The sequence below is a fragment of the Limisphaera sp. 4302-co genome (genome assembly GCF_049537155.1).
Lineage (GTDB): Bacteria > Verrucomicrobiota > Verrucomicrobiia > Limisphaerales > Limisphaeraceae > Limisphaera.
Map to the genome: position 1 here is coordinate 68,025 of NZ_JBMVQZ010000013.1, position 18,718 is coordinate 86,742.

Genomic DNA, 18,718 nt, shown 5'->3' on the forward strand with positions numbered 1-18,718 from the left:
CCCTGAGGTGGGCGGCTCGGACCTTAGGAGGTGCGATTCAGCCAGCCTGCGAACTCGCGGATTTGTTCGTGGGTGCCCAGCACCAGCAGTTCGTCGCCCGGCTCGATCCGGTCTTTCCCTGTGGGGATTGTTTGGCGTTGTCCGCGTCGTTGGAGGGCCACGACCTGGACGCCGAACTGCCGGATCGGATCCAGCTCCTGCAACGTGCGACCGGCTGCCGGACTGTCCGGTTCCACCACGACGGTTTCGAGGGCCAGATTGCCGAAGCCCGCGGACGTTTCGGCACCGGTCGTTTGGTGCAGGAATTCCAGCGCCCGCTGGAGGGCGTCCGGTGTGCCCAGCAACAACAACTTGTCGTGTGGATAGACGGGTGTGCGTCCGTCCGGATTGAGGATCGGCCACCCTTGTCGTTCGATGCCGACGACGGTGCAGCCGTATTGTTCCCGGAGTCGCAACTCTCCCAGGGTGCGACCCGCGTGAGCGGTTTGCCCCGGCAGCTCCACCTCGGCCAGGTCGAGCGGCCACTGGCCGGTTTCCGAAAGTGCGGCCAGCGAAACCGACTGCAAGCCGGCCTCCGTTCCCGGCCACTCCCGGCCCAACTCCAACTCCAGTCGGCTCTGCCATCGGATCAAACTGCGCCGGAACACAAGGGCGGCCAGGATGAGGGTGAGGACGACCGAGCTGGCGCTGCCGACCAGGGAGATTCCTGGGGGCATCCACAGCCCGAACCAGAGCAGCAATCCCACCACGCAGACGGCCCGCACGGCGACCTGGATCAGTGAGCGGAGCCGACCGGGCCGGGCGCTTCCTGCCGTGGCTGCCTCCGCCAGGACCATGGCGATGACTTCCAGATTGCGCCATACGGCCAGTGCCATTGGAAGGCTCAAGAGTCCCACGCCCAGGCCAAAGCACCATGCCCACCACCATGGCGCGGGCCCGCCAGCGGTCAAAGCCGGTTCGAGCGCCCGCCAGATACGGGGCGCGGTCACCAGCAACGCGGTCAGAACGCCCGTCCAGGCTCCGATCTGGAGCACGGGGCGCCGGAGCAACCGCCAGAGCAGGCGGCGGCCACGGCTGACCCGGAGCCGGCCCAACCATCCGCCGTAAAAGGCCAGCCAGTTCCGGATGGGGCCGGAGAAGCGGCCGATCACGCGCCAGCTCCAGGTCTCCGAATGGCGCGCCACCCATGGGGCGGCCAGGCTGGTGAGCAGGGCCGCGCCCACGACCGCGCCGTAGAACGAGCCCGGCAAGACCCCGGCCCCCACGGCCAGTTGTGCCAGTACGAAGGAGAACTCGCCCAATGGCGTGAGCAGCAGCCCGGCCTGGAGGGCCTCGCGCAACCGCGTGCCGGTAAGCAGCAATGCCAGCCCGCACGAGAGCGGGCGCACAGTCCAGGCCAGTGCGGCCAGGCCCATTGCCTGGGGCCAGACCGACAGGCTTTCGCGCACGTTCACCTGCATGCCGATGGCCACGAAGAACAACGCGCCGAATGCCTGTTGCAGCCCGTCGAACACACGTTCCAGTTCCGGCCGATGACGGGTCCCACCCACGATCATCCCGAACAGGAACGCGCCCAGGGCCAGGGAGTAACCCGCACGCACCGCCACCCAGGCCAGCCCGAGCAAAAGTCCGCCCACGATCAGTGTCCGAATCTCCGGCAGCTCCTCCCGAGCCAGCCTTCCCAACAACCGGGGGACCACCAGGAGGGTCAGTACCAACACCAACACCACGAATCCCAACAGCCCGCCCAAAACGTCCCCCAGGGCCGGCCGGGTCCCTCCCAGGTGCACCACGGAGGTCAGCACGGTGAGCATCACCACCGAGACCAGGTCCTCCATCAGCGTCATTCCCAGCGCCAGTTGGCCCGGCCGATCGTGGATTTGCTGGGTTTCCTGCAGGACCTTGGTGATGACCGCCGAGCTGGAGACCATGATCACGCCGGCCAGGAACAACGAGGCCACGGCGTCCAGCCCCAGAGCCCACCCCAGCAACCGGCCCAGCTGCAGCGTCAGCAGCGCCGCGCCCGCCGCCGCCGCCACGACCGACCAGCCCAGTGCGCGGAACCGGCTCAGGCTGAGGTTCAGCCCGATGGAAAAGATCAGGAACACCAAACCCAGCTCCGCCAGCAGTTCGACCCGTGCCTGGTCGCGGATCAGCGAAAAGGGCGGGGTGTGCGGGCCGATCACCATGCCGGCGAGCAGATAGCCCACCACGACGGACAGGCGCAGTTTCACACACACCCACGCGACTGCGCCTGCGACCAGCCATGCCACCGCAAGATCCCGGATCAGTTCCACCAGCCGTCTCCTCGGATGTCTGCCGGCTCCGACGCGCCATACGCCGCCGGCCCGACCTGATAAACAACGGAAACGCCGTCGGTGCCGCAACCCGATTCGCAATCCCGGCGCCCCGCCGCCGCGGATCCGGCGCCGGAGGGCGGGGATTGCCCCTTGGCGCCCGGGAAGTCACGCCTAGACTGGTCAGCATGAACAGCGCGGTTTTGGTGGCTGCCGGTCGCGGCACGCGGATGGGCGGCCAGGTGGACAAGCTCTGGCTGGAGCTGGCCGGTCGTCCCGTGCTGGCCCACACCTGGGCCGTGTTCGATCGGCTGCCCGAGGTGGAGGAGGTGGTGATTGTGACGCGTTTGGAGCGGATGGAGGATGTGGCGGAGCTGGCCCGGCGCTACGGGCTGGGCAAACCGTACCGCGTGGTGGCCGGCGGGGCGCGACGACAGGATTCGGTGCGGAACGGGCTGGCGGCGGTGGATCCGCGGGCGGAACTGGTGGCCGTGCAGGACGCTGCCCGTCCGTGCACGCATCCGGAGTTGATCCGGGCCTGCTACGAGGCGGCCCGGCGCACCGGCGCCGCGGTGGCGGCCCGACCGATGACCGACACGATCAAGGAATCGGAGGACGGCCGGTTCGTGAAACGGACGCTGGATCGCACGCGGCTTTGGGCCGTGCAAACGCCGCAGACGTTCCGGGTCGAGGTCCTGCGGCGTGCGCTGGAGGAGGTGGAACGGCGGGGTGTGGAGATCACCGATGACACCGCCGCGTGCGAGTTGATCGGTCAACCGGTCGAATTGGTGGTGCATCCGGCGCCCAATCCCAAACTCACCCGGCCGGAGGACGTGCCTTATTTGGAGTGGTTGTTGGGGCGGATGCAGGCCCGGGCGGGCGCGGCGTCCGGGGGAGCGGCTTCTTGACAAGCTGCCGGCGGACGGAACCTTTCTGCTCTCCGATGGCCGAGCGCGTGGCATTGCCGCCCATTCGACTCCGCGGGGTGCGACAGAACAACCTGAAAGGGTTCGATCTGGAGCTGCCGCAGCACCGGCTTGTCGTCATCACCGGCCTGAGCGGTTCGGGCAAGAGTTCACTTGCGTTCGACACCCTGTACGCGGAGGGCCAGCGCCGGTACATCGAAACGTTTTCACCCTATGCCCGGCAGTTTTTCGATCGGATGGACAAACCGGCCGTGGACGAGATCGAGAACATCCCGCCGGCCATTGCGCTCGAACAGTGCAACACGGTCCGCACGACGCGGTCCACGGTCGGCACCATGACCGAGATCTGCGATTACATGAAGGTGCTCTGGCCGTTTCTGGCCACGTTGCATTGCCGGGGGTGCGGCCGGCCGGTGCGGCGGGACACGCCTTCGGCCGTGTGGGAGGCGGTGGTGCAGGCGTCGGCCCGACATCCCGGTTGCGAGGCGGTCGTGACGTTCGACCTGCCCCTGTCCGAGCGCATGTCGCTGGCGGATTCGCTTTCCCTGCTCGAGCGCCAGGGCTATCGCCGTCTCTGGTGGGAGGATCGGGTGGAACGGATCGAGACCTGGCAGGAGCGGGCCGCCTCCGATGCGGTTCGACCGGCGAGCCTGACGGTGGTGCAGGATCGTGTGGGTCCCGGGCCGGCGGGCCGCGGGCGGTTTCTGGAGGCGTGTGAACAGGCCTATCATTTCGGGCGCGGCCGGCTGACCGTTCGCCTCGTGTCGGCGGTGGCGGGCGGCGCCGGGGAGGCGGAGAACGGCGGCCGGCGTTTTGTTGTCCATGAGCAACTGCCCTTTTCGCTGGGCCGCCACTGCCCGCACTGCAACATCGAGTATCCGGAGCCCTCGCCGGCCCGGTTCAGCTTCAATCATCCGCTGGGCGCATGCCCGGAGTGCAAGGGGTTTGGTCGCATCATCGCGATTGATTACCGGAGGGCGGTGCCCGACCCGAACCGCACGCTGGCCGAGGGTGCCATCCGGCCCTGGCAGACCGGCATGGGCCGCGAATGCCAGCGGGATCTGCTGCGGATGTGCCGGGTGCTCGGCATTCCCACGGACGTTCCGTTCGCCCGGCTCAAACCCGAATGGCAGGAATGGATCCTGGAAGGGGATCCGGAGTACGGCAAGGACGAGGAACATGAATGGCCGCGCACGTGGTACGGTGTTCGGGGTTATTTCCGCTGGCTGGAGAGCAAGACTTACAAGATGCACGTGCGGGTGCTGTTGTCCCGTTATCGTGCCTATGTGACCTGTCCGGCCTGCGGGGGCACACGGTTCCGGCCCGAGACGCTCCTTTACCGTTGGCTGGTTCCCGTGGCGACAGGCGGGACCGAACAACCCGTTGTCCGGCCCCCGTCGCGTTCGGGACCGAAGGATCTGCCGCCGTTGCCGGGCTTGTCCCTGGCTGATTTCTATGCCCTGCCGGTGCGGGATGCCCGGGCGCTCATAACCGATGCGGCCCGGCACCACCGGGGCCGTCCGCAGGACCCCGTGACCGTGGCGCTGGAAGAGGTGTTGTCCCGGCTGCGCTACCTCGATGAGGTGGGCTTGGGCTATCTGACACTCGACCGGCCCACGCGCACGCTGTCCGGCGGGGAAACGGAGCGTGTGAATCTGACGGCCTGTCTGGGGTCGTTGCTTGTCAACACGCTTTTCGTGTTGGACGAGCCGAGCGTGGGGCTGCACCCGCGCGACACGGATCGGCTGGTGCAGATCCTGCGCCGGCTGCGTGACGCCGGCAACACGGTGCTGGTGGTCGAGCACGAAGCGGGCGTGATTCGCGCGGCGGATCATTTGGTGGAGCTGGGCCCCGGTCGGGGCGCGGCGGGCGGGCAGATCGTTTTCCAGGGCACCTACCGGCAGATGCTGCGCTCGGCGCGGTCGTTGACCGGCCGGTATCTTTCGGGCCGTTGTGTCATTCCCGTTCCCGTCCGGCGGCCGGTGCCGGTGGCGTCGCCCGAACCGTCCGTCGGCCCTGCGTCGGAGCGGCGGATGGAGGCGGAGACGGCGGTCCTGCGGGATCAGCCCTGGAGCGGGGCCCCGGCTGCGGAGGTTTCCTGGCTGACGATTCGTCACGCGCGGCGGCACAATCTGCGGGATCTGACCGTGGCGATCCCGCTGCGGCGTTTCGTTTGCATCACCGGGGTGAGCGGTTCCGGCAAGAGCACCCTGGTGCGCGAGGTGTTGGTTCCGGCACTGGCGGCGCGGGTGGCGGCCGTCGAAGGGGGCAGGGACCGTGACTGGAACCCGGACGGCTTCGACTCCGACAACGCGCCTGAACCGGATGAACCGGTCGGGGCCGATCCCGCGGGGGCGGTTCTCGAAGGATGGGAAGCGGTGAGGGGCTGGGCGTGGGTGGATCAGTCACCCCTGGGCCGTACGCCCCGGTCCAATCCGGCCGTGTACACCGGGGCGTTCGAGCCGTTGCGGGAATTGTTTGCGGCTTCGGCCGAGGCGCGGTCTCGCGGCCTGCGTCCCGCGGCCTTCAGTTTCAATTCCTCGCAGGGGCAGTGCGAGCGGTGTCGCGGCGCCGGATTCGAGAAGATCGAGATGCAGTTCCTGAGCGACGTGTTCGTGCGGTGTCCCGACTGCCAGGGGCGGCGGTACCGGCCGGAGGTCCTGGAGGTCAAACTGACCCCGGAGGGTGCCGCGGCGTGGTCCATTGCCGATCTGCTGGAGGCGACGGTGGACGAGGCCGTGACGTGGCTGGAGGCGTTCCGGGAACGGCCGGCGGCGGTGCGGGAGGCGTGCGCGGCGTTGCGGCTGTTGCAGGCGGTGGGGCTGGGGTATTTGCGGCTGGGTCAACCACTCAACACCCTGAGCGGCGGCGAAAGTCAGAGGCTCAAACTGGTGCGGCATCTGGCGGCCGTTTCCCAGGAGGAAAACGTTTCGCGTGCCGGGGGCTGCGGGACGCTGTTGCTGTTGTTCGACGAGCCCACGACGGGGCTGCATTTCGATGATGTGCGGATTCTGCTGGAGACGTTTCAGCGGTTGGTGGACCGGGGGCATTCGCTGGTGGTGATCGAGCACAACCTCGAGGTGATCAAATGCGCCGACTGGGTGATTGACCTGGGGCCCGAGGCGGGCGACGGGGGAGGCCGCCTGGTGGTGGCGGGACCGCCGGAGACGGTGGCCGCCTGTCCGGAGAGTCACACCGGCCGGGCGTTGCGCGACGTGCTCGCGGGAGCGGCAGGGGTGCAGCGGCGGATGGTTCGGGCGGCACCGACTGGGTGAAACCCTCGCGTGAACGGGGCGCCGCGGCTCAGGGTGCGGTGCGCCGGGCACGGTTGCCGGTGCCGGCGCGGGGCCGCGGGTACTTCACCTTGGGCCCACGCGACTCTGCGACGGGGCCGGTCCCGGCGGAGGCGGGACCGGTCGCGAGGGCGCGTTTCAATTCCCGGATCTGGTCGCGCAGGAGCGCGGCCTTTTCGAATTCCAGTCGGTCGGCCGCCGCCAGCATTTCCTCCTCGAGTTCGCGGATGGTCTCGCTGAGGTCAGCGTCCATGCCCGTTTCGCGCAGGACGGTGTCGGCCTGTTGCCGGGTGGTTTCCCGGAGGTGCAGGCTTTCTTCGACGGCACGCCGGACGCTGCGGGGGGTGATGCCGTGGATGCGATTGTATTCGAGCTGTTTTCGGCGCCGGTACTCCGTGACGGCGAGGAAGCGCCGGATGCTTTCGGTCATCACGTCGGCGTAGAGGATCACCTCGCCGTTGAGATGTCGGGCGGCGCGGCCGGCCGTCTGGATGAGGCTGGTCTCGCTGCGGAGGAACCCTTCCTTGTCGGCGTCAAGGATGGCCACCAGCGAGACTTCCGGCAAATCCAACCCTTCACGAAGCAGGTTGATGCCGACCAGGACGTCGAACTCGCCCTTGCGCAGGGCGCGCAGGATTTCCACCCGCTCGAGAGCGTCAATTTCGCTGTGGAGGTACTGGACGCGGATGCCGATCTCCCGGAGGTAATCGGTGAGTTCCTCGGCTGTGCGTTTGGTCAGTGTGGTGACCAGGACGCGTTCGCCCGCGTCGGCCCGTTTGCGGCATTGCTCGATAAGATCGTCAATCTGACCGCGCAACGGTTTGACGGTGACCTTGGGATCCACCAGGCCGGTGGGTCGCACCACCAGTTCCACCACGCCGGGCATCGGCCCGGCCAGCGGGTTGTCGGCCTGCGTGCCGGCCTGCGGCAGGTCGGCACCCGGGACGAGGACCTTCCGGCCCAGCCGGCGGAGGGCGTCTTCGCGGGCCCATTGGAGTTCGCGCGCGCCGGGTGTGGCGCTCACGTAGATGGTCGGTCCCTGGAGGGCCTGGAACTCGTCGAACCGGAGGGGCCGGTTGTCCAGGGCGCTGGGGAGGCGGAATCCGTGGTCCACCAGCGTTTGTTTGCGGGAGCGATCGCCCTCGTACATCCCGCCGAGCTGGGGGATGGTGACGTGCGATTCGTCAATGACCAGCAGGTAATCTTCGGGCATGAAATCCAGGAGGGTGCAGGGTCGCGACCCCGGGGGGCGCCCGGCAATGTGGCGTGAATAGTTCTCGATGCCCGAGCAGAAACCCATTTCCTCGAGCATGGCCAGGTCGTATTCCGTCCGCATCCGCAGCCGCTGGGCTTCCAGGAGCTTGCCCTGTTTTTCGAACCAGGCCACGCGTTCTTCGAGTTCCTCACGGATGGTCACCAGGGCGCGTTTGAGTTTGTCGGCCGTGGTGACGAACTGTTTGCCGGGGAAAATGGTCAGTTGCCGCGGTTCCTCCAGTTTGCGGCCGGTCAGCGGATCGAAGCGGGTCAGCCGCTCGATTTCGTCCCCGAAGAACTCGACGCGGACGGCCTCCTCGCTGTAGGCCGGGCAGAGTTCCACCGTGTCCCCGCGCACGCGGAAATGCCCCCGCTGGAAGGCGATGTCGTTGCGGCTGTACTGGAGCGCGACCAGTTTCTCCAGCAACTGTTCGCGGCTCAGGTTCTGGCCCACCCGGAGGTGGATGAGCATGGCCTCGTAATCGTCCTTGCTGCCGATGCCGTAGATGCACGAGACACTGGCCACCACGATCACGTCGCGCCGGGCAAAGAGGCTGCTCATGGTGGAGAGCCGCATCCGTTCGATCTCCTCGTTGATGCTGGAGTCTTTTTCGATGTAGGTGTCGGTGCTGGGGATGTACGCCTCGGGCTGGTAGTAATCGAAGTAGCTGATGAAGTATTCCACGGCGTTGTGGGGGAAGAATCCCTTGAACTCGGCGTACAACTGGGCGGCCAGCGTCTTGTTGTGCGAGATCACCAGGGTGGGACGTTGCACGCGGGCGATGACATTGGCGATGGTGAAGGTCTTTCCCGAGCCGGTCACGCCCAGCAGGACCTGGTGCCGGGCGCCGGCCTCCAACCCTTCCACCAGTTTTTCGATGGCCTGGGGTTGATCCCCGGCCGGCTCGTAGGGTGCCACCAGCTTGAACTCCACGGTCCGGACCGTAGGCCACGGGCCGGGGCCCGTCAATGCCGGCAGCGCCGGGCACCTGTCCCTGCGCGTTCAATCAACCTGCATGCAAAACCTGCCGGACCTGGCGGTCCCGGTGTTCGAATGCCCGTGCGGCCTGAGGGATTAGGGCGGCGTAGACAGCCACCATGCCGGCCAGGCAGACGAGCGAAGCCATGACAACGACCGGTCCGCGTGGCAGACCCACTGTGCGCTCCAGCAGGGTCCCACCCAGGAGTGCGCCGGCTGCCGGCGACGCGGCCACCAGATGGATCAACAACGAGGGCATGGACGAAACCACTGCGCAGGGCGAAAAGACGGACCGGCGGGATGTGCCTCGCTGGATTCGATGCCGGTCCAGCGCACTCAGGAACATACCGCCCAGTCAGCGCAGCATCGTGATTCCCAGATCCTGCAGGATCACCGCTCCGGCTTCCCATGCCGGAGGTCGGAGGCAGACGATACCCGGGGCCAGTGAGGGCCAGAGTCCCAACCACGTCAACGCCAGCCATGCGGGGTGGTGCCTCTGCACCATTCGGGTTCGATCCAGGCGACTCAGGACCCAGAGCGCAACGCCCGGGCCGGCCAAACCGTGCTGGTTGGCCAGCCAGCTGGCCTGGAGTGTGCCATCGCCAACAGGGCCCGGAGCAGCAAAAGCCATCCTGACGGAGGCGTCCAGCGCCCGCCCGGCGAATGCAGCCACTACTGAAGGAAGAACCAGGGAATCGCAACGGCAAGGGCGAGCGACATGAGAACCTCCGGGTCACGTCGCGTGGCATGAAACATGGCGCGTGCCACTGCGGCTGTTCCGGGCAACAAACCGGGCAGGTCCCAACCGAACCTCGCACGTGCCGGGCCCTGGGCTGCTTCACCCCGTTCCAGCCCGGCCCTGATGCCCCGGCGCCGCCCCTTCTCACTGTGGTACCCTTGCCATGTGACGCGGCAGGCGATCCACCAGCCGAGCCCGGCCCATGGAGTGAAGGCCGCGGTGACAAGGACGACGGGCGTGAACCGACCTTCCGCGAGTTGCCCGGCCGCGCGGCCGGGTGAGAAGGGTGGCAGCCAGCTTTCCAAGGGCCGCAGGATCCGTTCCCAGACGGCGATCTGCAAGACCGCCTGCTGGCGGGCATCTTGCGCCGGATCCGCCTGAAGGACCCGGTTCGGACCCGGCGTTCGTTGGGCGGGAGGCGTGGGCTGCGCATGGTGCGCTGCCACGCTGACCAACAGCAGGAGAAGTCATGCGTGCCCACTCCCTGGGAGGCGGCGTCCTGCCGGATTGCGGACCCGGACCACGCTGAGGGCGTGGGCGTAGTACCGCGAGACGCCCATTCCTGCCAGCAGGACGGTGACGACCGGCATCAGCCACAACCAACGCGGTCCGTCTTCAGGGCCGGGCCCGTGAGAAAGGCCATTGAAGTCGCCCAAAGCCCCACGCGCATGTGCGAGAGCAGAAAACCCAGCCTGTGCGCCTTGAAAAGTTCACCGGGCTAGACCGGAAGGATGAGCAGCTTCCGTATCTCCGGGAGCTTCCCCTGGAGGGCGACGGACAGATCCAGGATCTCGACATACAGCACGGTTGCTGTCAGGCCGTGCCCGATCAGCCGGTGGACGCCAGGGGGCATGCCCGGCGCCAAGTATGGATCCTGCCAGAAAGCCGGTCAGCGACCCGATGCCCAGCAGCAGTGCCCCGGCGCCCACTGCCACGGCTCCGATGATCTGCAGGATCAGCTGTCCCAGCCACCACTGATGCCGTGCCAGCCTCCAGCGCAGCCAGAGCAGCATCCTCAGCGGCCGGATCTTGGCGCAGCCTCGATCTGTCCACCAGCTGAGATCGGGGCTGTCGGCGGGTGACCGCCGCGATAGCGCCAGGAATCGTTCTTCCAGCCGGCCTTCCCGGGCGAGTTCATTCAGGCTGCCGTGCAGCCGGAGCCGGCTAGGGACGATGATCCCCACTTGTGTGCAGGGTTTTTCCACGATTTCGAGGACGTGCGACGTCAGGAACACGGTGCCGCCCCCGTTCCACGAACTGTCGCAGCAGGTCGCGGATCCCGCGGATCAGGACCGGGTCCACGCCCTCAAAGGGTTTGTCCTGTAAGAGGACCTCCGGTTGACCCATGAGAGCCATGGCGAGGCCGAGTTTTTTCTTCACGCCGTGTGAATACTCGAGCACCAGTTGGTCCGCGCCGTTCGCCAGGTCGAGCCGGTCCACAGCGACAAAGCCGTTGAAGCAGCGTGTCAACCTGCGGGGTTCCACCGCTGGTGCGCCCGGCTGGGCTTGGCAGGGTGGGGCCTTCATGGGCTGTTGGGGGCGAGCAAGGTCAGGGTGTGGGGGCCTTCGGCAATGGACGGCCTTCGCGTGCCGACGTGCAGACCTGCCGGGGCATTCCGCTGGGAGCGGAGCGGGCGGAGGACGCGCTTGCGAGCGTTGGTTGCCCCGGATGTCGGGGGTGCCGGCGACACGGGCGCCGCGGCACCCGTCTGATTTTGGATCGCGCGGGCCCGGGCGCAAGGCTACAGTGCGGGCGGCATACATGGCAGATCATGTGACCAGTCCGTCCGGATTCAGGGTGCGTGGGCCGGGGGAATTGACTCCGGCGATGTTGGCCGCGGCGCGGGAAGTGGTTGACCGGATTTCGCGCAATATTGCGCGGGTGATGCAGGGGCAGGCAGCCGCCACGCGGAAGTTGCTGGCGGCCTTTGCCAGTGGCGGGCACGTGTTGCTGGAGGATTTCCCCGGCACCGGCAAGACCACTTTGGCCAAGGCACTGGCCCGGTCCATCGCCGCCACCTTCAAACGGATTCAGTTCACGCCGGATTTGTTGCCCTCGGACATCCTGGGCGTTTCGGTCTTCAGCCAGTTGGACCAGCAGTTTCATTTTCACGAGGGACCGGTCTTCACGAACATTCTGCTGGCCGACGAGATCAACCGGGCCTCACCGCGCACTCAATCGGCGTTGCTGGAGGCCATGGGCGAGGGACAGGTCAGTGTCGAGGGGGAGCGACGCGATTTGCCGGACGTGTTTTTCGTGATTGCCACACAGAATCCGGTCGAATTTCGCGGGACCTATCCGCTGCCGGAGGCGCAGATGGACCGGTTTGCGATGCAGTTCACGCTGGGGTATGTGCGGCCGGAGGAGGAGGTGGCCATTCTGACGGCGCAACAACACAACCATCCTTTGGAGGACCTGGAGCCGTGCGCAAGTTTGGACGAGGTGCGGGCGTTGCGGGCGGTGGTGGAACAGGTCCGGATCAGCGAGGAACTGAAACGCTACATCGTGGATCTGGTGCGGGCCACGCGAACGGCCGAGGGTGTGCAGCTGGGGGCCAGCCCGCGCGCGTCCATCGCCCTCATGAAAGCCGCCCAGGCACTGGCGCTGTTTGATGGTCTGGATTTCGTGACGCCGGATCAGGTGCAGGAGCTGGCCGTGCCGGTCATCGCGCACCGGCTGGTGATGCATCCGCAGGCGCGTTTTTCCGGTCGCACGGCGGTGTCGGTGGTGGAGGAGATCCTGCACCAGGTGCCGGTGCCGGCGTGAGGCGCGGCGGCCCTGCGGCGGGTCCGTTTGGGCGCGGCATGGTGGTGAGGCCATGAATCTTGGACGGCTTCGGCGACGTCGTCCGGTGCGCAGTTTGCATCGGTTCCGCCGCTGGTTGCGACGGCGGTTTACCCCGGCCGGGCTGGCCCTGCTGTTGGCCATGGTGTTGAGTGGTTCGATGGGTTTGGACCCGGAAAACGCCCTGACCTACCAGGTCTTCAGCCTGTTGTTCGGCCTGTTGTTGGCTTCGGCGCTTTCGGCCGGGTGGATGCGGGGCCGGTTCGAGGTCCGGCGCGAGCTGCCGCAGTTCGTGACCGCCGGCGTGCCGTTTCGTTACCGGGTCCGGGTCCGCAACCACACCCGGCGTACCCAACGCGGCCTGATGGTGTTGGAAGAGGTGGGGCCGGCGTGGGAGAGCCCGGTTGAACGCGCCTTGTGGCGGCGGGCGGAGCGGCGCCGGCTACGATCGTTCCGGCCGATGCGCCGTCCCCGGCGGCTTTGGCGGCTGCCGCAGCTCTGTCAGGGGCCGCTGCCGCCGCTGGCCCCGGGTCAGACGGGCACAGTGACGTTGGAGGCCGTGGTGTGGCGGCGCGGCCTGCTGGAGATGGATGAACTGGCCCTGGGCCGCACGGATCCGCTCGGTCTGGTGCGGGTGCTGCGGCGGTTCCGCGTGCGGCAGAAACTGGTGGTCTTGCCGCGTCGGTATCATGTGCCGCCGCTGGAGCTGCCGGGACAACCGCGTTATCAACCGGGCGGGGTGGCCCTGGCCACGCACGTGGGACAGAGCGAGGAATTCGTGAGCCTGCGGGACTATCGCCGCGGCGATCCGGTGCGGCACATCCACTGGCGAAGCTGGGCGAAGGTGGGCCGGCCGATTGTCAAGGAGTTCGAGGATGAGTTCTTCGTCCGGCACGCGCTCGTTCTGGACACCTTCACCGACTGGCCGGAGCACGAGGCTTTCGAGGCGGCGGTTGCGGTGGCGGCGTCCCTGGCCTGTGCGGTGCCCACGCAGGAGTCGCTGTTGGACCTGATGTTTGTGGGGCCGGAGGCGTACCGGTTCACCGTGGGCCGCGGCGTGGGGCATGTGGAGCAGATGCTGGAGGTGCTGGCGTCGGTGCGTCCCTGCGGGTCCCGACCCTTTGCCGCGTTGGAGCAGTTGGTGCTCGGGCATGTTGGCGAGATCAGCGGGTGTCTATGCGTGTTGCTGGCATGGGACGAACCGCGGCGCGGCCTGGTGGAGAAACTCGTCCAGGCCGGCGTGCCGGTGCGGGTGCTGGTGGTGCCGGTGGATCCGTTGCCGGGCCGACCGGATCCCGGCCCGCTGCGGGATCGGCCCGGGTGGTTCACGGTGCTCGAACCGGGCCGGTTGGAAGAGCAACTTGCCGGCCTGAGCTGAGGGGACGGGCCGTGCGGGTTTGACCGGCCGTGGCCGGATGGCTGCTCCGGCTTGCGTGGTGCGAGCCCGGGGCAGGGCTCTCGTGGCCGGGCTGAACGATGAGGTCTTCAGGGAGCGTCCGGATCCTCTGCCAGCTCGAGCCGGAGATAATCGTAGAGGACGCCCTGGGTCCAGGACTCGGCCGGGAGGTGCAGCGTGATCCGGTTCTCACCCGCACGCAGCAGGGCGGCGTCGAAACGGACGCGGCGCTCGGTCCAGTACCCCGTGATGCCATCCCGATGCATGGTGCTGGTGGCAGGCAACAGGCCGGTGTCGCCGACCGGGCGGCCGTTGACGGCCACTTCGATCCGGCAACGCGGGCCGGCTCCACAGAAGGCCATGCGCAGGACCGCCGTCCCTCGCACGGGCTCCGGCAGGGCAAAGCGGATGGTCCATGTCGTGGGCTCCACGCGGGTTCGGGGGCCTGCGTTTCCGTTGGCGGGTGGATCGGGTTCCTCGGTGATTTCCTGCTCTTCTGACAAGGGTATGCCGGGCAATGCGCGGATGCGGGGCGGCTGCACGTAGTTCCAGTCCCGGCGCCAGTCGCTGCGGCCGATCACGTAATCCACGTCGTGCGGGAACTCCTGTGGGTAACGGAGGTAGAGGCCCCACTGCCAGTAGTGATCGCCGTGTCGGAACTCGCGGGCGGTGCGGTCGGGCACACCGATTTCCCAGAGCGTGCGGCCGAAACGCTCCGGTTGCCAGGGAATCTCTCCGAGATCGAGCTGCTGCCCGGCTCGGACCGTTACGCCGGTTCGCACCAACTCACCGAGCACGCCCTCGGCGAAGGCGTGCAAGGTCCAGGTTCCCGGCCGGACGTGCGGGATTTCGAAGGAGCCGTCGGGCCGTGCCCGGGTCCAGAACTGGTAGTGTTTGCCGTCGCGCTGCCAGTCCACCAGCGGTGGAAAGCCCCGGAAAAAGTCGGGTGACCGGTTGGTGAGCCCGGGTGGGGCGGTGGGCGTGGCATTGGTGAAGGCCAAGCCGGGACGGTTGAAGCGGCGCCCGCGGCCCCGGATCGCGGGCACGGGATGGTCCGGTGCGGTGAGGCCCACCCACATGCGGCCGTGGCGGGAAGGGGTCGTCTCCGGATTCAGGAGCCGGATGCGGCCTCGGACGACCGCTCGTTCGGAGGCGGGCGGGTAGTCGGGATCGCGCACCCAATCGTACGGCCAACGGGCGGCTTCGGCACGGGCGCGTTCGAGTGCGTCGCCCCAAAGCTGCGCCGGCCGGCCGCCTCGATTGCAGTACAGGGCGATGGGACCGATGAACTTGCTCCAGGTTTCGTTGGTGCCCACCACCAGGGAGCTGCCGCCGTAGTGGCTGCCCAGCCACATCCACAGGAGCGTGGGGGTGCCACCCGGGTTGACGTCGAGATGACCGGTCAGTTCCACCTTGGTGGGGCCGCCGGCCACCGACTCCCACGAGGGTTGCACGATCCAAAGACCGATTCGTTCGCGTGTGCTGCTCCAGCCGTAGGCGGGGATTTCGTACAGCGGGGCGGCGTAGTCGTATTTGTGTTCGACCGTGCCGGCGTGCCGCCCCGTGACCAGGCGACGAGCCTCTTTCAGGTTGGTGGGTTCGCCCCGGTCCCAGTCTGCCGGGGCGGGCATGTGCCGTTGACGGGTTTTGTCCACCGACAGGAAATCAAACAGGTCCGGATTCAACTTCAGCGCGTAGCGGGCTTCTCCCACGGCCAGGGGCGGATCGCCGGCCCGATGCCTCCAGACCGCGCTCACGTAGAGACACGGCTCGCCGCGCAGCATGGTGTAGCGAAGGCTCATCTCGACGGAGGCGGGTTCCCGCTCCGGGTCCTGAAGGAACTCGGTGGCCACCTCGGCCAGGGCACCCCCGTTGGTGGCGGGGTCGATGCGTACCTGGCCCACGCGCCGGGGACCGGGAGTGAGGAGTCCCACCCAGGACCAGTACCCTCCCAGTGCGCCGCCGGCGCTTTGTTGTGCCAGCAGTTCGCGCCCTTCGAACCGGAGGGAGACCAGGACACCCGACCGTTGCTCGATCCGGGCGCGCAACAACCCGTTGTCCAGTATGAAGTGCCCTTGCGTGACGACGAGGCTGACCGGTGTCGGCGCCCGCCTGGCCGGAGAAACCGGCGCAAAAGAACACCCGGCCCCCGCCAGTCCTGCCATCAGGAGCGCGGGAAGCCAGGTGTGGCAAAAGGTCCGGATCGGTCCTTCCGAAGGCCGACGGCTCAGCGGAGGCGTCGGTGCCATGCCAGGAAGAGGAGACCGCCCAGCGTGAGGAGCGCGGGCAGGGTCGGCTCCGGTACCACCCACGCCACGGTCAGCTGGGGCCGGGCATCGGGATTGGTGTTTTCTCGCGACCCGAAGGCGAAGCCGCGCCCGCCTTCCGTGGTGGCGAAGTCGAGGATGAACGTGACCAGGCCGCCCGAATTCAGACGGTCACTCAGGAAACTGACCAGGTTGGCGCCGCTGATGGTAGCGAACCCGGCCGTGTTGTCGGCCACTTCGTTGCCCAGGTCATTGTCGAAACTGGTCACCCGGGTCGGATCGAATTCATTCGGGTTGGTCCATTCGGCGCCGATGGTGTTGAAGGTCAGGCTCAGTTCGTCCCAGTTTTGGGGCGTGTTGCCGTCCACTTCGTTGAGGCCCAGGATGCGCAGCCGGCCGGTCGTCAGGGTGTCGTTCCGGATGCCGCCGGTCACCTTGGTCAAATGGAGCGACGCGTCGGTCAATTGAATCCCGGCCGGCAACGAGGAGAGGTCGAAACGCACGTACGAAAAGTAATCGCGTGCGGTGCCGTTGCCGTACAGCTCGAGGTACTCGAGCGAGCCGTAGTTGTTTTCCTGGTTGATCCCGTAGCGGACGAAGGTGTCCGCGACCGGAGTGAAGACGTTGGTCTGGGTCTGGGCACGGGCCGGGACCGCCACGGCGACCAACCCGGCCAGCAAAATCCCAACATGACGCGGATTCACTTTCATAGACTGTTTGAGGACGTGGTTTTTGTCGGGTTTCACGTTTCGTTCTGACCTCGGCGCATCTGCTGCGCCGTCCCGTTTTGCGTGGGACATTATTCCACCGGGGGGCCTCCTTCGCCATGGCCAATTTTGGCCATGGTTCCAGAGGCAGGCCACCCGGGGGAGAAAGCACCCCGTCGCCGGCGGGTGCGGGACCGTCGCAAGCGGGTGGGCGCCAGATCGGTTCGCGCGGAGGAACCGCCCTTGTCACGGGGACGGGGTGACACCTGGTGCGCCTGCCTTTGCCGGCGCGGTATCGCGCCGGGCAGGGCCTCGAAATCTGAGCAGGTCCTGCAGGCTTGGGCGGTCCATCCGCGTCGTGGATGGACCCGGGGTTGGTGAGGGCCGGGTCTTCACCGACCCGTCGGGGAATGCCGGGGCCTGGAAGCCCGGCTTGGAGCTGGACGGCGAAAGGGGCCGCGCGCCGGATGCACGGCGGACTGGATCGGAGGTGTGGGAGGTGGGGTGGACCGGGCCGGCACCGTGTGGGTTTCCGGTCACGGTGGGTTGGCGGTGGGCGATTGCGGGACGGTGGTCGGTGCGTCGGGAGCGTGCGTCCGGGGGCTTTGACCCAGCCAGACGCCGGCCAGCACCAGGGCCAGGGCCATGAAGAATCGGACGGTGACGGGTTCGTCGAGAAACCAGGCCGCCCACAACATCGTGGTCAGGGGAATCAGGTTGTTGAACAGGAGGACGCGGCTGGCCTCCCAGTGTTTCAGGGCATGAGTCCAAAGGCCGAAGGCCGCCACGCCGCCGGCCAGGGCGCAATAGATCTGGACACCGAGCAGGTCGGCGCGCATCGGGACGGGGCGGGTCATCCATTCCGCGGCGGCCCAGGGGGCCAGCCAGACCGCCGCCCGCCACATGGAATGGGCGGTTACCTCGGCTCCTTGGAGGTGCTGGCCGAGCCAGCGGCATTGTCGTCCGTAATGGGTCCACAAGACGCTGGCCAGCAACCCCAACAGCTCGCCTCTCCAGCTCCAGCCCGATTGTTGGAGCTCCGGCGCCACCAACACGGCCACGCCACCCAGGGCCAGCGCGGCGGCCCCGTACGCGCGGAGGGCGTGACGGGCGGATGGGGGTCGGCCCTCGGCGAGCAGGGCCCACACGGGCGAGGCGGCCAGGAGGAGTGCCACGTGGGAGGCGGAGGTATGGCGGAGCGCCTCGTTGAAGACCACGATGTAGGCGGCGAGACTGAAGCCGCCGCGCCACCAGAGCGGACCGTTCAGTTTGCGGGGCACGGGTTGCCAGGGCCCCAGCCAGTGTGTCCCGCGCAGCACGGCCAACAAGAGCAACCCCGCCAGGAGGAATCGTGTGCTGCCGGTGAACACCGGCGGCCAGGATTGGACAAGGTAGCGCACGCCGGTGTTGTTGCCGCCCCAGAGAAAGACCGCTGCAAGCAGTCCCAGGGAAATCGGTAACGAGGATGGACCGGACCTGCACATGCCTCAGTTCGGAGGTGCGGCGGCGATCCGGCCCGTGTGGGTGCGGGGCCGGGGCGGGTGCGTCCGCCGCGCGAGCAGGGAGGGGAAGCGGGGTTTCGCCGGTGCGCTTGGCGTGTGAAAGGTGCGGAGGTAGGCTGACGCCATGCAGCATTCACCCGGGTTTCTGGCGCTGGTCAACGAGGCAAAAAAGAAGATCACGGAAATCAGCGTGGCCGAATTGCGCGCGCGCCTGGAGGTTAATCCCTCCGCGGTGTTGGTGGATGTGCGCGAGGACCATGAATGGCAGGCCGGCCATGCACGAGGCGCGGTGCATCTGGGCCGGGGCATTTTCGAGCGGGACCTGGAACGGCGGTTTCCTGACAAGGACATGGAGCTGATCCTGTACTGCGGCGGAGGGTACCGGTCGGCGCTGGCCGCGGAGTCGGCGCAGCGGATGGGGTATCGGCGCGTGGTATCGCTCATTGGCGGATATCGCGCGTTGTTGATGGCCGGTTGGCCGGTCGAAACGGGCTCTGGCGGATCGTCAGGAACGGCGAACCGACCGGCGGACACAGGCGGGTGATCGGGCTGAACGCAGGGCGCCGGGGCAAG

At 67.5% G+C, this 18,718-nt stretch carries 15 protein-coding genes; 5 read left to right on the top strand and 10 right to left on the bottom strand.

Annotated features, from left to right (window positions below):
- Nucleotides 1–23 precede the first annotated feature (23 nt).
- Complete coding sequence (locus ACPDIX_RS12675; RefSeq protein ID WP_423432171.1) at nt 24–2,297, bottom strand: cation:proton antiporter; 2,274 nt, start codon at nt 2,295–2,297, stop codon at nt 24–26.
- A gap of 188 nt (nt 2,298–2,485) precedes the next feature.
- Here ACPDIX_RS12675 and ispD point away from each other — a divergent pair, with 188 nt between their 5' ends.
- Both ispD and ACPDIX_RS12685 read left to right on the top strand, forming a co-directional pair.
- Nucleotides 2,486–3,205: a 2-C-methyl-D-erythritol 4-phosphate cytidylyltransferase gene (ispD, locus tag ACPDIX_RS12680; RefSeq protein WP_423432172.1), complete on the top strand. Its 720-nt coding sequence runs from the start codon at nt 2,486–2,488 to the stop codon at nt 3,203–3,205.
- Nucleotides 3,206–3,240: 35 nt separating this feature from the next.
- A complete protein-coding gene (locus ACPDIX_RS12685) occupies nt 3,241–6,498 on the top strand; it encodes an excinuclease ABC subunit UvrA (RefSeq protein ID WP_423432173.1) in 3,258 nt (1,085 codons plus the stop codon).
- A 28-nt stretch (nt 6,499–6,526) separates the two neighbouring features.
- Here ACPDIX_RS12685 and uvrB read toward each other — a convergent pair whose 3' ends face one another.
- The 6 genes from uvrB to ACPDIX_RS12715 form a co-directional block, all read right to left on the bottom strand.
- Nucleotides 6,527–8,704: an excinuclease ABC subunit UvrB gene (gene uvrB / locus ACPDIX_RS12690; RefSeq protein ID WP_423432174.1), complete on the bottom strand. Its 2,178-nt coding sequence runs from the start codon at nt 8,702–8,704 to the stop codon at nt 6,527–6,529.
- Nucleotides 8,705–8,777: 73 nt separating this feature from the next.
- Nucleotides 8,778–9,008: a hypothetical protein gene (locus ACPDIX_RS12695; RefSeq protein ID WP_423432175.1), complete on the bottom strand. Its 231-nt coding sequence runs from the start codon at nt 9,006–9,008 to the stop codon at nt 8,778–8,780.
- A gap of 96 nt (nt 9,009–9,104) precedes the next feature.
- The gene (locus tag ACPDIX_RS12700; RefSeq protein WP_423432176.1) at nt 9,105–9,422 is read right to left on the bottom strand and encodes a hypothetical protein; all 318 of its coding nucleotides are present in this window, start codon (nt 9,420–9,422) and stop codon (nt 9,105–9,107) included.
- On the bottom strand, nt 9,422–9,934 hold the full coding sequence (locus tag ACPDIX_RS12705; RefSeq protein ID WP_423432177.1) for a hypothetical protein: 513 nt from the start codon (nt 9,932–9,934) through the stop codon (nt 9,422–9,424). Before ACPDIX_RS12705 ends, ACPDIX_RS12700 begins: the two co-directional genes overlap by 1 nt.
- A gap of 272 nt (nt 9,935–10,206) precedes the next feature.
- Nucleotides 10,207–10,341 (bottom strand): hypothetical protein, encoded by a 135-nt coding sequence (locus ACPDIX_RS12710; protein WP_423432178.1) that lies wholly within the window; start codon nt 10,339–10,341, stop codon nt 10,207–10,209.
- 311 nt (nt 10,342–10,652) lie between these two features.
- Nucleotides 10,653–11,015: a hypothetical protein gene (locus tag ACPDIX_RS12715; RefSeq protein ID WP_423432179.1), complete on the bottom strand. Its 363-nt coding sequence runs from the start codon at nt 11,013–11,015 to the stop codon at nt 10,653–10,655.
- Between the two features lie 358 nt (nt 11,016–11,373).
- Here ACPDIX_RS12715 and ACPDIX_RS12720 point away from each other — a divergent pair, with 358 nt between their 5' ends.
- Both ACPDIX_RS12720 and ACPDIX_RS12725 read left to right on the top strand, forming a co-directional pair.
- Nucleotides 11,374–12,255 (top strand): AAA family ATPase, encoded by an 882-nt coding sequence (locus tag ACPDIX_RS12720; RefSeq protein WP_423432180.1) that lies wholly within the window; start codon nt 11,374–11,376, stop codon nt 12,253–12,255.
- Between the two features lie 52 nt (nt 12,256–12,307).
- Complete coding sequence (locus tag ACPDIX_RS12725) at nt 12,308–13,651, top strand: DUF58 domain-containing protein (protein ID WP_423432181.1); 1,344 nt, start codon at nt 12,308–12,310, stop codon at nt 13,649–13,651.
- 107 nt (nt 13,652–13,758) lie between these two features.
- Here the strand turns inward: ACPDIX_RS12725 and ACPDIX_RS12730 are convergent, their stop codons facing one another.
- From ACPDIX_RS12730 to ACPDIX_RS12740, 3 genes are all read right to left on the bottom strand, one after another.
- On the bottom strand, nt 13,759–15,918 hold the full coding sequence (locus ACPDIX_RS12730) for a polysaccharide lyase family protein (protein WP_423432182.1): 2,160 nt from the start codon (nt 15,916–15,918) through the stop codon (nt 13,759–13,761).
- Nucleotides 15,897–16,646, bottom strand: coding sequence for a DNRLRE domain-containing protein (locus ACPDIX_RS12735; protein WP_423432183.1), 750 nt, complete (start codon nt 16,644–16,646; stop codon nt 15,897–15,899). Before ACPDIX_RS12735 ends, ACPDIX_RS12730 begins: the two co-directional genes overlap by 22 nt.
- Before the next feature lie 533 nt (nt 16,647–17,179).
- Nucleotides 17,180–18,127, bottom strand: a complete 948-nt coding sequence (locus tag ACPDIX_RS12740; RefSeq protein ID WP_423432184.1) for a DMT family transporter — start codon at nt 18,125–18,127, stop codon at nt 17,180–17,182.
- A gap of 142 nt (nt 18,128–18,269) precedes the next feature.
- Between ACPDIX_RS12740 and ACPDIX_RS12745 the strand changes: the two genes are divergently transcribed.
- Entirely contained in the window at nt 18,270–18,689 is a 420-nt protein-coding gene (locus ACPDIX_RS12745; RefSeq protein ID WP_423432185.1) for a rhodanese-like domain-containing protein, read from the top strand.
- The last annotated feature ends 29 nt before the right edge of the window (nt 18,690–18,718 follow it).

Bases quoted from the DNA above. Each gene is read 5' to 3' on its own strand.
- ispD (WP_423432172.1), top strand. From the start codon at position 2,486: ATGAACAGCGCGGTTTTGGTGGCTGCCGGTCGCGGCACGCGGATGGGC.
- ACPDIX_RS12685 (WP_423432173.1), top strand. From the start codon at position 3,241: ATGGCCGAGCGCGTGGCATTGCCGCCCATTCGACTCCGCGGGGTGCGA.
- ACPDIX_RS12695 (WP_423432175.1), bottom strand. From the start codon at position 9,008: ATGCCCTCGTTGTTGATCCATCTGGTGGCCGCGTCGCCGGCAGCCGGC.
- ACPDIX_RS12710 (WP_423432178.1), bottom strand. From the start codon at position 10,341: ATGCCCCCTGGCGTCCACCGGCTGATCGGGCACGGCCTGACAGCAACC.
- ACPDIX_RS12715 (WP_423432179.1), bottom strand. From the start codon at position 11,015: ATGAAGGCCCCACCCTGCCAAGCCCAGCCGGGCGCACCAGCGGTGGAA.
- ACPDIX_RS12720 (WP_423432180.1), top strand. From the start codon at position 11,374: ATGCAGGGGCAGGCAGCCGCCACGCGGAAGTTGCTGGCGGCCTTTGCC.
- ACPDIX_RS12725 (WP_423432181.1), top strand. From the start codon at position 12,308: ATGAATCTTGGACGGCTTCGGCGACGTCGTCCGGTGCGCAGTTTGCAT.
- ACPDIX_RS12730 (WP_423432182.1), bottom strand. From the start codon at position 15,918: ATGGCACCGACGCCTCCGCTGAGCCGTCGGCCTTCGGAAGGACCGATC.
- ACPDIX_RS12735 (WP_423432183.1), bottom strand. From the start codon at position 16,646: ATGAAAGTGAATCCGCGTCATGTTGGGATTTTGCTGGCCGGGTTGGTC.
- ACPDIX_RS12740 (WP_423432184.1), bottom strand. From the start codon at position 18,127: ATGTGCAGGTCCGGTCCATCCTCGTTACCGATTTCCCTGGGACTGCTT.
- ACPDIX_RS12745 (WP_423432185.1), top strand. From the start codon at position 18,270: ATGCAGCATTCACCCGGGTTTCTGGCGCTGGTCAACGAGGCAAAAAAG.